Origin of the sequence: Cryobacterium soli (assembly GCF_003611035.1) — a bacterium.
GTDB classification, from domain to species: domain Bacteria; phylum Actinomycetota; class Actinomycetes; order Actinomycetales; family Microbacteriaceae; genus Cryobacterium; species Cryobacterium soli.
On sequence record NZ_CP030033.1, the window covers coordinates 2,252,409 to 2,265,980 of the forward strand.

Below are 13,572 nucleotides of genomic sequence, written 5' to 3' on the forward strand. Positions count from 1 at the left end.
CCCGAACGGGGCCCAGACGTCGATCTTGGAAGGTTCCTCCCGATTAGTCCAGCAAACCGGGCATCAATTCACTCGGCGTTAATAATCGAAGGAAAACCAGGTACACAAGGGCCACGACGCAGAAAAACCCCCACGATCTGCACGATCGTGGGGGTTTCTGTGTGTTTCTTTCTGTGCGCCCGAAGGGATTCGAACCCCCAACCTTCTGATCCGTAGTCAGATGCTCTATCCGTTGAGCTACGGGCGCAGTGGTGACTTCTGCAGCGAAACGCTCGAAGACAACTTAGAAACTATAACAGCTATTTGAGGCGCCCACGTGCGCGTGGGGCCACTAGGCCGGCTCCCCGATGGCCGAGGGCGGCAGATCCGCCACCGGCGCGACCCGGCGGATGCCCAACCAGGACACGATTCCGCCCAGGAACATCAGCCCTGCCACGACCACCATCGCCCGCTGGAAACCGGCCACATCGAGGGTGGACCCGACGATGGTGCCGGTCATGGCGATGGCGATGAGGCCGGCCACCCGGGCGACCGCGTTGTTGATAGCCGACCCGATACCGGCCTGACCGGGGTGAATGGAGCCGAGGACCGCAGCGGTGAGCGGCGCGACCGTGATGGACAGGCCCAGGCCCACCAGCACGATTCCCGGCAGCACGTGCAGGGCGAAGTTGATCGGCGGCACCGCCGTGGTCACCAGCAGGAACCCGCTGCCGGCCACGATCGGCCCGACGGTCATGAACAGGCGCGGACCGTACCGGCCGGCCAAAGTGCCGAAGAGTGTGGCGAAAAGCAGCATCATCACGGTGGCCGGGATGCCGGCCAGCCCGGCCAGGGTGGCCGAGAACCCGCCGACCTCCTGCAGGTAGAGCGCGAAGAGGAAGAATCCGAGGTTGAGTGCCGCGTAGATGCCGACGGTGGCGATGTTGCCCACCGCGAAATTACGCACCCGGAACAGGCCGAGCGGCATCATCGGATGCGGAGCCCGCGCCTCCCACCACAGGAACGCGCCGAACGAGGCCAGGCCTACCAGCAGGGGAAGGTAGACCACCGGGCTCGTCCAGCCGAAGCGGCCCTGTTCGATGAGCGCGAATACCGGGCCGCCCAACCCCACCACGGCCAGGCACGCGCCGAGCACGTCCACGCGGGCGCCGGCGGCGGGCCGCAGGGGTTCCTCCACCCGGCGCAGCAGGATCAGGGTGAGAGCGATCGGGATCACATTGATGAAGAACACCAACCGCCAGGTCGCCGCGTCCACGAGAAGACCGCCCAGTAACGGCCCGGCGATGCCGGCCACGCCGGTCCAGCCGGTCCAGGCGCCGATGGCCTTGCCCTGGGCGACCCCGCTGAACCTCGAGGTGATCAGGGCGAGCGAGCTGGGCACCAGCAGCGCAGCGGCCACGCCCTGCAGCACGCGCGCTATGACGAGGAAGAGGCCGGTGGGCGCCAGGCCACAGGCGAGCGAGGTGATGCCGAACCAGATCAACCCGGCCCGCAGCACGCGCACGCGCCCGAAGGTGTCGGAGAGGGACCCGGCCACGAGAATCAGTGCGCCCAGGCTGAGCAGGTAGCCGTCGACGACCCACTGTTGCAGGGGCAGCCCGCCGCCGAGTTCCCGGGAGATGGCCGGCAGCGCCACATTGATGATCGAGCCGTCCAGGAACGCCACGAAGGACGACAGGATGGCGACGATGAGGATGCGTCGCTGCGCGGGAGTCATCCCCCTAGTCAACCTCAATCGGGGGCTTCTCCGTCAGGATGCAGCCCGAACATCGGCGGAATCCTTGGCGGGCGCGACGCGGCCCGGAACGAGACGGATGCGCTGATTGTGCACAATTGCTGGACATCCGGGCGGTCCTGTGGTTCGCTCATATTCAGACGAGCCGCACCGAGGGGGGTGACGACGTGGAGCGAACACAGGGGATTCATCTCGCTTCACCGGCGCGCATCGCCCTGGCGATTGTGGCTGCGGCTGCTGCCTGGCTGATCTTCGACACCCTCACGGCCCCCACCTCGGCCTCAGCGTCGACCGCTTCTGCGTCCTACCGCGACGCCGGCACCGATGACTCGCTCCTGGGCGGCCTGCTGGATTCGACAACGCCGGTGGTCGACACCCTCGACGGATACGTTGACACCGTGGCAGGCACCGTTCCGATGGCCGCACCCGTTGCCGATGTTGTGCAGGTGGGCGACCTGCTCGACGCTGTCGACACAACGGCCACCCAGGTCACGGCGGCCGTTCCCGTGGTGAACGATGTGGCGGTGCCCGTGGTCGCCGCGGTAGCCGAACCCGTCACCCAGTCGGTGGTCGACCCGCTCGTCGACCAGGTCGTCGCCCCCACCCTCGATACCGTCGTGACGCCGGTGGTGCAGGATGTCGTGGCCCCGGTCGCGGCCGAGGTCGTGGCCCCGGTCGTCGCCGTGGTCACACCGGTGCTGACACCCGTCGTCGGCACCGTGCCGTCGCCGAATGAAGCATCGGCCGGCCTGGAGCCCACGCTGAGCTCATCAGCTGCCCCCGGCGAGGCGGCTCAGGCCGTGGTCTCTCCAGGCCGGGCGCAGACCGGCTCCAGTGCGGCCTCGGCGCTACCCGGGTCGAACACCGCGCCGACGTCCTCCGCCCCTGTCACCGCTGCCGAGACGGCTTCCGTCGTCGCAGGATCCCCGGTTCCGGCGGCTCCCGCAGCACCGTTCGGCATCCCGTTCTCCCCGGCCGCGCTGCCTGCGCCGGCCGGCGGTTCGATCAGCGGCTCCGGCCCGGGCAACGGGTCGCCCGTAGCCACCACCACGCCCTCCGGACTTCCGGCCGCGCCCGTGGTCCGATTCCACTCGTCGCCGGACACCGGCGACGAGCTTCCGCTCACCCCCTCGTTCGACCCCGGTTCCACTCCTGATTGATCGGTCGCGCTGCTGAGTTCTCGCAGACCGCGACCACCGCCTCCCCGGAGGCACCACATCAATCATCCAAGGAGAAAAACCATGTTCTCGTTCGTCAAAAAGGGCCTGTACTGCGCCCTCCTCGTCGGCGGCCTCTCGGCCATCGGCGCCGGTGTCGCCAACGCCGCAGAAGCACCCGAAACATCCGGCACCGACGGAATCCTGTCGGGCACCCAAGCGGTGGTCGACACCGTCCTCCCCGTCACCGTGTCCGGCAACGCGATCTCCATCATCGGGGACTCGACCAGCACGGATGCCACCACCACGACCCCGGCCGACCCAGCGGCAGCGGCACCGACTGCCGCTCCGACCACCGACGGAGACGACAGCGTTCTCGGCGGCACCCAAGCGGTCGTCGACGCCGCTGCTCCGATCACCGTCAGCGGCAACTCGATCTCGGTATACGGAGATTCGAGCAGCACGGATGCCACCACCGCCCCGGCCGAGTCCACGTCGGCAGGACCTGAGGTCGCGAGCGCCGACGGAAGCGACAGCACCCTCGGCGGCACCCAGGCCGTCGTCGACGCCCTCGCCCCGGTCACCGTCAGCGGCAACGCGATCTCCGTCCTCGGCGACTCGACCAGCACCGACGCCGACACCACCGTGCCGGCCGGAACCACGACGGCCGACCCCGACGCCGCCAGCACCGACGGAAGCGACAGCACCCTCGGCGGCACCCAGGCCGTCGTCGACGCCCTCGCCCCGGTCACCGTCAGCGGCAACGCGATCTCCGTCCTCGGCGACTCGACCAGCACCGACGCCGACACCACCGTGCCGGCCGGAACCACGACGGCCGACCCCGACGCCGCCAGCACCGACGGAAGCGACAGCACCCTCGGCGGCACCCAGGCGGTTCTCGACCTGCTGATCCCCGTCGCGGCGGGCGGCAACGCGGTCTCGGTGATCGGCGACAGCACGACGTCGGGCACCGGCACCACGGTTCCCGGCACCCCGATCAACCCCGTAACGCCGGTGACGCCGGTGACCCCGGTCACTCCCGTGACCCCGGTCAGCCCGGTCAGCCCGGTCAGCCCGGTCAGCCCGGTCAGTCCCACTAGCCCGGGAGACGCCGTGAGCCCCGCGGGGGCATCCCCGACCGCATCCGTCGCCACGGGCGCCCTGTCGACTTCGGCAACCGCCGGTCTCCTGCCCGTCGCCCTGGCCGACACCGGGGCAAACCCGGCGTTCCTCGCGGCCATCGCCCTGATCCCGGTCATGATCGGGTCGCTGTTGCTCCTCGCACTCGCTGGGCTGCGACGCCGACAGGGGCTGACTGCCGGGCAGGCTAGCGAGAGCTAGACCGGCCCGACCGAATCCCCTCCGACCGGTCGCCGACTGTGAGCCGACGACCGGTCAGAGGCATGCCCGGCTGCGGCAGTGCCTCCGGCGGCTCAGCTGGCCCCGCGCGCGTTGTAGACCAGCACGTCGGCCGCTCCGTACTCCCGGAACACCTGCAGCGCCTCCTCGCGGCCGATGTCCTGCACAACGGCGATGCCGCGCGCCTCGAATTGCTCGGCCCAGTCCTCGCGCATCGGCCCCTCGTCGAAACCGGTGAGCTCCTCCAGCTCGGCCCCGGAGCCCGCCACCACCAGCCGGCGCACGCCCGACCACATCGTGGCCCCGTAACACATCACGCATGGACGCCAGTTGACCACCAGCTCCAGCGGTCGGGTGGGGTCCGCGCCGAGGTCCCAGGTCCCGGTGGCGCGCTGGGCCAGCCCGAGGGCCATGACCTCGGCGTGGGCGCCGGCCACCCCGGAGGAGAGCACCACGTTCACACCCACCGACACCAGGGCGCCGGTCGTGGCGTCGACCACGATGGCCGCGAACGGGCCGCCGTTGCCCTCGCGGTAGTTGCGGGCGGCGAGCGCGTTGACCAGGGTCATCCGTTCGTCGAGGGTCGACAGCACCGTGGGTAGGCCGGGCAGCGCCTCGACGAGCCAAGCCGGGAGGGAGAGGGTGAATTCGGTCTGCATGGTGGCCTCTTCGTTCTGTGGCGCCGCACCGCGCGGCGTCTCGGAGCTCAGCGTACGAGACGGATGTTTCCGGCAGATTGTGCCGTCGGGCCGCGCCCGGCCCCGCCTGGATTTCGGCCGTCGAACGGTTGTGTTTCCGGGCGGTGAAGCCCGTCGAATTCGCTTGCGCCCGCCGGACCGATGGACGAGATTGAGCTAATTGGACAAGCGTCCAAGTCACCTGACCCACTGGAGCTCTCGCGTTGACCCTCGCCCGCTCGTCACCCCCACCGCAGACCGACCGCAGACCCATGACCCGTCTGGCCCTCGCCGATCGCCGCGCGGCACTGATCGATGCGGCCGTGCGCGTGATCGCCCGGTCCGGTTTGGCGGCGGCGACCACCCGAGCCATCGTGGCCGAGGCCGGCATGCCCCTGGGCAGCTTCCACTACGCCTTCGACTCCCGTGACGACCTGCTCGCCGCGGTGATCGACACCGTCACCGATCAGGAGCACGATGCGGCCGTGGCCGCCCTGCCCGGCGGCGACGGCAGCAGCTCCGCCGGCCTGGCCGACACCCTCCGGCAGGGCCTCGACCGGTACCTCGACCTGCTCGTGGCGGAGCCCCAGCGCGAGCAGGCCCTGCTGGAGCTCAGCCTCTACGCGCTGCGCCAGAACCCGCCGACATCCCAACCGAGCGACCAGTACCGGGCGTACTACCGGGCCGCCGAACACAGCCTCCGCCTCGCCGCCACCGCTTGCGGGCGGGAGTGGTCGGTGCCCCTGGCCCGAGCGGCCCGGCTGCTGGTCACCCTCACCGACGGCATCACCAGCACCTGGCTGGCCGATCGTGACACGGAAGCGGCCCGCGAGAGCGTCCTCTTCGCCGCGGATGCCCTCGCCCGGCTGGCCGCACCGGCCCAGCCGGCCGCCACCTCGCCCACCACCGCCACGCCCCGACCACCCTCATCCCCGACACCACCACTCGACCTCGCTGAGGAGCAGCCCCGTGCTGATTGACACCGACCCACGCGTCCAGGCGCACATCAACCTCTTCGCCGTTCTCGGCACGCTGCCACTGCTGGTCGACCGGGTTCCGGCGGCCCGAGCCCTGCTCGCCGACACGGCGACGCCGGTGGGCATCCGTTTCGTCGTGCCCGGCCTGCCGCGAGCGCAGCTCAGCTTCGACTCGGCCGGGGTGCGCTGGGGCCGCGAACCGAAGACGCCACTCGTCACCCTGGCCTTCACCTCGGTCACGCACTTCAACCGGATGATCGACGGCACCGCCCAGCCCATCCCGGTTGCCGCGCCGCACCGGTTGCGCTTCCTCACGCAGGTGTTCGCGCCCCTCACCGACCTGCTCGGCCGCTACCTGCAGCCCACCGAGACCGACCTGGCCGACCCGGAATTCCGTGAGACAAGCACCATCCTCACCCTGCACGTGGCCGCGGCCGCCCTCGCCCAGGTCGCCAACGAAGACCGTAGCGGCCAGTTCAGCGCCCGGCACATCCCCGACGGCGACATCGCGCTCGAGGTCACCGGCGCCCTCGCGTACCACCTGGCGCTCCGCGACCACCGGGCCACCTTCGTCGCGGCGCCCTCGCCGCATCCGCGCGGAGCACTCACCTTCTCCACCCTCGAGGTCACCGGCGGCATCCTCGCCGGCGACCTCTCCGCCATCGCCTGCATGAGCGACGGCCGCCTGGCCATGCGCGGCGTCATCTCCATGGTCGACAACGTCAACCGCATCCTCGACCGTGTCGGTCACTACCTCGGAAAGTCAGCCTGATGAGCCTCGTCCCCGCGCGCACCGCGCCCACCGTTCCGTACACCTTCGAGAAGAGTCGCGCCGCGTTCGCCCGTGCGCTGAACGTCATCCCCTCCGGCATCTACGGGCACCAGGGGCCCACAGAGGGCTGTTACATCCCGCAGACCTCGTTTCCGCTGTTCTCCTCCCGCGCCGAGGGCACCCGGTTCTGGGACCTCGACGACAACGAGTACATCGACTACATGTGCGGCTACGGGCCCAATGTGCTCGGCTACGCCGACCCGGATGTCGACGCCGCCGCCGCCAAACAGGCCCGCCTCGAAGACGTGGTCACCATCCCGTCGGCCATCATGGTCGACTTCGCCGAGCTGCTCGTGGACACCGTGGCGAGCGCCGACTGGGCGTTCTTCGCCAAGAACGGCGGCGACGCCACCACCCTCGCGGTGCTCACCGCCCGCGCCGCCACCCGGCGCAAGAAGATCGTCTTCATCAACGGCTTCTATCACGGCGTCTCACCCTGGGCGCAGAAGCTCGACTACCCCGGCGTGCTGGAGGAGGAGGTGGCCAACAACCTCTACGTCGACTTCAACGACCTGCCCGCCCTTGAGCGCCTGTTCAGCGAGAACCGCGGCACCATCGCGGGCCTCATCGCCCAGCCGTACATGCACGGTAACTTCACCGACAACAGCCTCCCGGAGGCCGGTTACTGGCAGGCAGTGCGTGCGCTCTGCGACGTGCACGGGGTGGTGCTCATCGTCGACGATGTGCGCGCGGGCTTCCGGCTCGACCTGGCCGGCTCCGACCATTACTTCGGGTTCAAGGCCGACCTCATCTGCTTCTGCAAAGCCCTGGCCAACGGGTACAACGTGTCGGCGCTCTGCGGCCGGGAGTCCCTCAAGGACACCGTGAGCAGCCTGCACTACACCGGCAGCTACTGGATGAGCGCGGTGCCGTTCGCCGCCGGCATCGCCACCCTCACCAAGCTCAAGCAGCTGGATGCTCCGGCCCGGTTCGCCCGGCTCGGTACCGAGCTCACCACCGGATTGACGACCGTAGCGGCGGAGAACGGCTTCACCCTGATAGCCTCCGGGGCACCTGCTCTGTTCTACCTCCGCATCGCGGACGACGACTCGCTCATGTTGCACCAGGAGTGGGTGGCCGAGAGCGTGCGGCGCGGGGTGTTCCTCACCTCGCACCACAACCATTTCCTCAACGCCGCTCTCACCTCCGCCGATGTCACCCGCACCCTCGAGATCGCGCACGAAGCCTTCGGCGTCGTGCGGGCCCACCACCCCGAATTGGAGCCGACCGCATGAGCGCACCCACGATGATCCATCCCCCGGTCAGCGTCCGTCGCTCCCGGGTGGCGGTGAGCGCCAGTTACGCCGCCCAGGGCTTCGGCTACGCGGTCGTGGTCACCTCGCTGCCCAACCTCAAGACCCGGTACGGCATCGACGACACCGTGGTGTCGCTGATCGTGCTGCTGGTCTGCCTCGCGGCGGCCGTCGGTTCGCTTGCGGCCGACCGGCTCGCCCTGCGCTGGGGCAGCCGCGTCGCCCTCGTGGTGGGGCTCCTGCTCGAGGCCGTTGCGCTCCCACTGATCGCCTCCCCGATCGGGCTGCCGGCATTCATCGCCGCGTTCGCGATCTACGGCGCGGGCCTGGGCATCGTCGACGCATCCGGGGCCATGCAGGGCGTGCTCGTGCAGCAACGAGTCGGCGTCTCGGTGATGGCCGGCTTCTTCGCCTGGTACACCGGCGCGGCCATCGTCGGCGCCCTGCTGATGTCGGCCGTCGCCGGCACCGCGGCCAACGCGAGCATCGCCCTGGTGACGGGCGCGATCGTGGCCCTGACGATCGCGATCGTGGGGGTGCGCGGCTTCGACGCCCGGCTCACCAAACTGGCCCCGGCCCCGGATGCGGCGCCGCACGGCAAACTGCCCCACCGCGGCATCGCCCTGTTCGGCACCGTGGTGCTGGCCGCGTTCGTGGTCGACTCCGCGGTGAGCACCTGGAGCACCGTCTACCTGCACGACGTGCTGCTCACCGGCGCCGCGATCGCGCCACTCGGCTACGCCGCGTACCAGGCCGCCATCCTGGTCACCCGCATCGGAGCGGATGTGCTGGTGCGCCGGTTCGGCCGCGTGATCCTGGCCGTGGTCACCACGGTGCTGGCGATCCTGGGCTGCCTGCTCGTCGCCACGGTCCCCGTGACCTGGGCCGCCGTCGCCGGTTTCGCCCTGGCCGGCTTCGGGGTGGGCGCCCTGGTGCCGCTCGCGTTCAGCGCGGCGGGCGACCTGCACGAGGCCCGCAGCGACGAGGTGATCGCCCGCGTCAACCTGTTCAACTACGCCGGCGCTGTGCTCGGCGCCGTTCTGGTGGGCCTGCTCGCCGACTCCACCGGGCTCGCGCATGCGTTCCTGCTGCCGATGGCCTTACTCATCCCGGTCTTGTTCCTCGCCCGCCGTTTCGGGCCGCGCCCGCAGCGCGGGCCGGAGGCGAAGCCCGCAGTCTGAGCCGTTTCATTTGCGAGCGCTGTGAACGTCGTGTGGCAGTCCTTCGCTCACTAGGGTGAGGGCATGGCAGGACTGTGGGCACGCATCATCCGCGCAGATGCACGGGTCTGGTTCGGCGCCGCCCTGGTGCTGTCGGCCGCCGGCTACGTGGGCAGCGAAAGCTCACCGTGGCCATGGGTCATCCCCCACGCGCTCATTCTTGCTGCCCTCTGGCGCGGCAGCCAGACCGCCTGGGCGCTTCTGCTCACCGTCAACGCGGTCTTCGCCAGTCTGCTGCTGATCTTCGGCGTCGCCGCAGTGTTCGGCACCGGGTTCCACCTCCACGTCCGCTGGTGGGGTCCGCTCGCGCACGGCACCGCCCTGATTCTCCTGGCGGCGTTCCGGGGCAGCCGGCTGCGCCGCATCCGCCGCATGCCGGCGCACCCGGCACAGGCCTCGACACCGGCCTAGACGAGCCCGGATGCCGGTGCTTGACTACGGGCATGGCGCACAGCACACGCAACACCCAGGCTTCGTTCGAATACCAGGGCCTCCGCGCCCTGTTCATCAACTGCACCCTCAAGCGCAGCCCGGAGATCAGCAACACGCAAGGCGTGATCACACTCAGCGCGCACCTGATGCGTGAGCAGGGCGTGCACGTCGAGGTCATCCGCGCCATCGACCACGACATCGCCACGGGCGTGTACCCCGACATGACCGAGCACGGGTGGGCGACGGATGCCTGGCCGGCGCTGTTCGACAAGGTCGCCGCCGCCGACATCCTGGTGATCGGCGGCCCGATCTGGCTCGGCGACAACAGCTCGGTCACCAAGCGGATCATCGAACGGCTCTACGCGATGTCCGGCGAGTACAACGAGAAGGGCCAGTACATCTATTACGGCAAAGTCGGCGGCGCCATCATCACGGGCAACGAAGATGGCGTGAAGCACTGCGCCTCCAACGTCCTCTACAGCCTGCAGCACATCGGTTACACGATCCCGCCCGCGGCCGACAGCGGGTGGATCGGCGAGATCGGTCCAGGCCCCAGCTACCTGGATGCCGGCTCCGGCGGCCCCGAGAACGAGTTCACCAACCGCAACACCACCTTCATGACCTGGAACCTCATGCACCTGGCGGCCATCCTCAAGGCCAACCGGGGCATCCCCGCCTATGGCAATCTGCGTCAGGAGTGGGACGCCGGCGAGCGCTTCGGGTTCGAACCGAATCCGGAGTACCGGTAGGCCGCCGACGGCCCCGGGCAGTCGCGGGGCAGGAAGGACGCATGATGTTCCGCCCCCTGTCCGAGAATGCCTGGGAGACCGCGCCGTCCACCACCCGGTCCTGGCCGGTCGAGGTGCACGTCACCGGCGGCATGGTGCGCGGCAGCCGGCCCGTCGCCGGCGTGCAGACCTGGCGCGGTATCCCCTATGCGGCCCCGCCTGTGGGTGCGCTGCGCTTCCGCGCACCCCAACCCGTCATCCCGTGGCGGGGCGTGCGGGACGCCAGCAGGTACGGACCCGTCGCCCCGCAGGACCGGGGCACCCAGTTCAAGGGTGTCGACCGCCGCACCCGCATGGGCGAGGACTGCCTCACCCTCAATGTGCAACGCCCCGCCGACCGGCCGGAGGCCGGCAACCTGCCCGTGATGGTCTACATCCACGGGGGCGGTTACACCTCGGGCTCCTCGAACGACTTCACGGAGCGCAGCCAGGCCATCGTACGCTCCGGCGGCACCATCTACGTCGCGATCAACTACCGGCTGGGCGCCCTCGGCTACCTCGACTTCACCCGGTTCAGCACCCGCAGCCGCCTCTTCGAAAGTAATCTCGGGTTGCGCGACCAGGTCGCCGCCCTCGAGTGGGTGCAGGAGAATATCCGGGCGTTCGGCGGCGACCCGCACAGGGTCACGGTGATCGGCGAGTCCGCCGGCGGCAACGCCGTGGTGACGCTGCTGGCCACCCCGGCCGCCGCCGGCCTGTTCGCGCAGGCGATCGCTCAGAGCCCGCCGTCGAATGCCGCCTACTCCCGCACGCTGGCCGGCCGCTGGGCGGTCGATTTCATCGAGGCGCTGCGCCACGGCCGGGCGCCCGAGTTGGCCGGCGGGCGGCGCCCGGCCGGCGAACTGCTCGACACCGCGACCTGGCCGGCGTTGGTGCGGGCAGCCCTGGTCGTGCAACGCAGCACGCCGGACGTCGACCCCGGCACCTTCTGCATGGCCCCCGTCGTCGACGGCGATTTCCTGCCCGAACGTCCCTTGGACGCCTTCCGGCGGGGGCACGCCCACCCGGTGCCGCTGATCATCGGTACCAACGACCGGGAGGGCTCGATGTTCCGCGGCCGGATCGACATCCTGCCGCGGTCGATCCAGCGCATCCAGTCGCTCTTCGACGCAGCCCCGCCGCACTCCCACAAAGGCATGCGGGCGGTGTACTCAGCGTTGCCGCCCGTCCGCGCCGAACTGGACTTCGGCGGGGATTACGCGTTCTGGTTTCCCAGCGTGCAGGTGGCCGACCTGCACTCCAGGACGGCACCGGTCTACCTCTACCGGTTCGATCTGGCTCCCCGGCTGCTGCGCCTCATGGGCTACGACGCCACCCACGGGCTCGAACTGCTGGCACTGTCCGGCTCGGACACCGACCGCCGCGTGCGCACCCTCACCGCGCTGGGTGGCCGTGACAGCTTCCTCAGCACCGGCGAGCGGATGCGGGCGCACTGGCTGCGGTTCGCCTCCTCTGGCCAGGCGGGAGCGGACTGGCCGGTCTACACCGAGGCGGACCGGCTCACCCTGATCTTCGATGAGGCCGACCGGGTGGAGTCCGACCCCCGCGGCGAGCGACGGAAGGCGTGGCTGGAGTTCCTGCCCGACCTCTGACGGCTGGGCTCGGCACTGTCGAACGAAGGAACGAACACTCACCGTCCGCCGACGATGTCGCCGGCATTGGACCCCACCCAGCGCACCAGGGGAATGAGGTGCCCGGCTAGCTCCCGGCCGCGCTCGGTCAGGCTGTAGTCCACTCGCGGCGGGATGGTCGGTTGGGCCGCCCGGTGCACCAGGCCGTCGGCCTCGAGGATCCGCAGCGTCTGCGCCAGCATCTTCTCGCTGATGCCCTCGATACCGCGACGCAGCTCGCCCCAGCGCAGGCTGGTCTCAGCGAGCGCCACGATCACCAGGACGCCCCACTTGCTGGTGACATGGTCGAGGACCACCCGGCTGGCGCATCCCGCCGCGAAAACGTTCGGTGCCGCCGCCCCGTCGGATGCGGGCGCCGGGTCGCCGACCAGCCGGGCCAGGCGGTCCCGCACCGCCAGCTCGGCGGCAGGCAGCGTGGCAGCGGAAGCGGGCTCGGCAGCACGGGTAGCAGGCAAGGTGGTCGACATGGAAAGCAGCTTACCAAAAGGTGGGTACCTGCGGTTGGGAAGTAATCTGAGAAGTCGCTCGTTACATCCCCCAGAAGGCGCGCGACTGTGTGCCACGGAAGGAATCCCCATGTCTATCGTCGTCACCGGAGCCACCGGTCAGCTCGGCCGCCTCATCGTCGAACACCTCCTCAACCGCGGCGTCGCCCCCGCCGAGATCACCGCTGTCGGCCGCAACACCGGACGCCTGGCCGAGCTGGCCGCGTCGGGCGTGGGCACCGCCGTGATCGACTACACCGACCCGGCCAGCCTCGAGGCCGCGTTCGCCGGCGCCGACGTGCTGATGCTCGTCTCCGGCAGCGAGGTGGGCCAACGCGTCGCGCAGCACACCAACGCCATCACCGCCGCCGTCGCCGCCGGGGTGGGCCGCATCGTCTATACGAGCGCCCCCAAGGCCGACACCTCCGCGCTGATCCTCGCCCCCGAACACAAGGCCACCGAGGAGGCCCTGCACGCCTCAGGCATTCCCGTCACCATCCTCCGCAACGGCTGGTACACCGAGAACTACGCGTCCGCGGTGCAGCAGGCCCGCGAGAACGGCGTCTACCTCACCAGTGCCGGCGACGGCCGGGTCGCCAGCGCCTCGCGCACTGACTACGCCGAGGCCGCCGCCGTGGTGCTCAGCACCCCGGGGCACGAGAACGTCACCTACGAACTCGCCGGCGACGTGGCCTGGACCGGCACCGACATGGCTGCCGCCCTCGCCGAGGTCGTCGGCAGCCCGGTGGTCTTCACCTCGGTCACGCCCGAGGAGCACAGCGCCATCCTCACCGGCGCCGGCCTGGACGGCGGCACCGTCGGCTTCGTCGTCGCGCTCGACGGCAACACCCGCGACGGCCTGCTGGCCGGTGGCACGACCGACCTGTCCACCCTGATCGGCCGCCCGACCACCCCACTGATCGATGGGCTGCGCTCGGTCGCCTGATCTCGCACCCGCTTCGTCCGCCCCCGGCCCGCTCGACGCGCCGGGGGCGCTGTGGTCACACGGGCATTGAGGCGTCCGGA

General features: G+C 70.1%; 13 protein-coding genes and 1 tRNA gene. 10 read left to right on the forward strand and 4 right to left on the reverse strand.

Annotated features, from left to right (window positions below; genetic code table 11):
- Positions 1 to 174: 174 nt before the first annotated feature.
- Both DOE79_RS10310 and DOE79_RS10315 read right to left on the reverse strand, forming a co-directional pair.
- A tRNA-Arg gene (locus DOE79_RS10310) sits at positions 175 to 247 on the reverse strand.
- An 84-nt stretch (positions 248 to 331) separates the two neighbouring features.
- Positions 332 to 1,717, reverse strand: a complete 1,386-nt coding sequence (locus tag DOE79_RS10315) for an MFS transporter (RefSeq protein WP_120338416.1) — start codon at positions 1,715 to 1,717, stop codon at positions 332 to 334.
- Between the two features lie 185 nt (positions 1,718 to 1,902).
- Between DOE79_RS10315 and DOE79_RS20535 the strand changes: the two genes are divergently transcribed.
- On the forward strand, positions 1,903 to 2,895 hold the full coding sequence (locus tag DOE79_RS20535; RefSeq protein WP_162942704.1) for a hypothetical protein: 993 nt from the start codon (positions 1,903 to 1,905) through the stop codon (positions 2,893 to 2,895).
- A gap of 81 nt (positions 2,896 to 2,976) precedes the next feature.
- Positions 2,977 to 4,233: a hypothetical protein gene (locus DOE79_RS10325; protein ID WP_120338417.1), complete on the forward strand. Its 1,257-nt coding sequence runs from the start codon at positions 2,977 to 2,979 to the stop codon at positions 4,231 to 4,233.
- 92 nt (positions 4,234 to 4,325) lie between these two features.
- On the opposite strand, the gene DOE79_RS10330 is transcribed toward DOE79_RS10325, so the two are convergent.
- On the reverse strand, positions 4,326 to 4,910 hold the full coding sequence (locus DOE79_RS10330) for a nucleoside deaminase (RefSeq protein ID WP_120338418.1): 585 nt from the start codon (positions 4,908 to 4,910) through the stop codon (positions 4,326 to 4,328).
- A gap of 290 nt (positions 4,911 to 5,200) precedes the next feature.
- Between DOE79_RS10330 and DOE79_RS10335 the strand changes: the two genes are divergently transcribed.
- The 7 genes from DOE79_RS10335 to DOE79_RS10365 all read left to right on the forward strand — a co-directional run bounded on the left by DOE79_RS10335 (position 5,201) and on the right by DOE79_RS10365 (position 12,022).
- Positions 5,201 to 5,908 (forward strand): TetR/AcrR family transcriptional regulator, encoded by a 708-nt coding sequence (locus DOE79_RS10335; RefSeq protein WP_245976886.1) that lies wholly within the window; start codon positions 5,201 to 5,203, stop codon positions 5,906 to 5,908.
- On the forward strand, positions 5,898 to 6,677 hold the full coding sequence (locus tag DOE79_RS10340; RefSeq protein WP_120338419.1) for a hypothetical protein: 780 nt from the start codon (positions 5,898 to 5,900) through the stop codon (positions 6,675 to 6,677). The genes DOE79_RS10335 and DOE79_RS10340 overlap by 11 nt, the downstream gene beginning before the upstream one ends.
- Complete coding sequence (locus DOE79_RS10345) at positions 6,677 to 7,972, forward strand: aminotransferase class III-fold pyridoxal phosphate-dependent enzyme (protein WP_120338420.1); 1,296 nt, start codon at positions 6,677 to 6,679, stop codon at positions 7,970 to 7,972. Before DOE79_RS10340 ends, DOE79_RS10345 begins: the two co-directional genes overlap by 1 nt.
- Entirely contained in the window at positions 7,969 to 9,171 is a 1,203-nt protein-coding gene (locus DOE79_RS10350) for an MFS transporter (RefSeq protein ID WP_220094209.1), read from the forward strand. Before DOE79_RS10345 ends, DOE79_RS10350 begins: the two co-directional genes overlap by 4 nt.
- Before the next feature lie 63 nt (positions 9,172 to 9,234).
- Positions 9,235 to 9,621: a hypothetical protein gene (locus DOE79_RS10355; RefSeq protein WP_120338421.1), complete on the forward strand. Its 387-nt coding sequence runs from the start codon at positions 9,235 to 9,237 to the stop codon at positions 9,619 to 9,621.
- Between the two features lie 32 nt (positions 9,622 to 9,653).
- The gene (locus DOE79_RS10360; RefSeq protein WP_120338422.1) at positions 9,654 to 10,391 is read left to right on the forward strand and encodes a flavodoxin family protein; all 738 of its coding nucleotides are present in this window, start codon (positions 9,654 to 9,656) and stop codon (positions 10,389 to 10,391) included.
- A 41-nt stretch (positions 10,392 to 10,432) separates the two neighbouring features.
- The gene (locus tag DOE79_RS10365) at positions 10,433 to 12,022 is read left to right on the forward strand and encodes a carboxylesterase/lipase family protein (protein ID WP_220094210.1); all 1,590 of its coding nucleotides are present in this window, start codon (positions 10,433 to 10,435) and stop codon (positions 12,020 to 12,022) included.
- Between the two features lie 38 nt (positions 12,023 to 12,060).
- On the opposite strand, the gene DOE79_RS10370 is transcribed toward DOE79_RS10365, so the two are convergent.
- Positions 12,061 to 12,528, reverse strand: a complete 468-nt coding sequence (locus DOE79_RS10370; RefSeq protein ID WP_120338423.1) for a winged helix-turn-helix transcriptional regulator — start codon at positions 12,526 to 12,528, stop codon at positions 12,061 to 12,063.
- Between the two features lie 109 nt (positions 12,529 to 12,637).
- Here DOE79_RS10370 and DOE79_RS10375 point away from each other — a divergent pair, with 109 nt between their 5' ends.
- Positions 12,638 to 13,492 carry an SDR family oxidoreductase gene (locus tag DOE79_RS10375; RefSeq protein WP_120338424.1) on the forward strand — a complete coding sequence of 285 codons (855 nt, stop codon included), beginning with the start codon at positions 12,638 to 12,640 and terminating at the stop codon, positions 13,490 to 13,492.
- Positions 13,493 to 13,572 lie beyond the last annotated feature (80 nt).

Coding starts and splice junctions, on each gene's coding strand:
- DOE79_RS10315 (WP_120338416.1), bottom strand. CDS start 1,717: ATGACTCCCGCGCAGCGACGCATCCTCATCGTCGCCATCCTGTCGTCC.
- DOE79_RS10325 (WP_120338417.1), top strand. CDS start 2,977: ATGTTCTCGTTCGTCAAAAAGGGCCTGTACTGCGCCCTCCTCGTCGGC.
- DOE79_RS10330 (WP_120338418.1), bottom strand. CDS start 4,910: ATGCAGACCGAATTCACCCTCTCCCTCCCGGCTTGGCTCGTCGAGGCG.
- DOE79_RS10335 (WP_245976886.1), top strand. CDS start 5,201: ATGACCCGTCTGGCCCTCGCCGATCGCCGCGCGGCACTGATCGATGCG.
- DOE79_RS10345 (WP_120338420.1), top strand. CDS start 6,677: ATGAGCCTCGTCCCCGCGCGCACCGCGCCCACCGTTCCGTACACCTTC.
- DOE79_RS10350 (WP_220094209.1), top strand. CDS start 7,969: ATGAGCGCACCCACGATGATCCATCCCCCGGTCAGCGTCCGTCGCTCC.
- DOE79_RS10355 (WP_120338421.1), top strand. CDS start 9,235: ATGGCAGGACTGTGGGCACGCATCATCCGCGCAGATGCACGGGTCTGG.
- DOE79_RS10360 (WP_120338422.1), top strand. CDS start 9,654: ATGGCGCACAGCACACGCAACACCCAGGCTTCGTTCGAATACCAGGGC.
- DOE79_RS10365 (WP_220094210.1), top strand. CDS start 10,433: ATGATGTTCCGCCCCCTGTCCGAGAATGCCTGGGAGACCGCGCCGTCC.
- DOE79_RS10370 (WP_120338423.1), bottom strand. CDS start 12,528: ATGTCGACCACCTTGCCTGCTACCCGTGCTGCCGAGCCCGCTTCCGCT.
- DOE79_RS10375 (WP_120338424.1), top strand. CDS start 12,638: ATGTCTATCGTCGTCACCGGAGCCACCGGTCAGCTCGGCCGCCTCATC.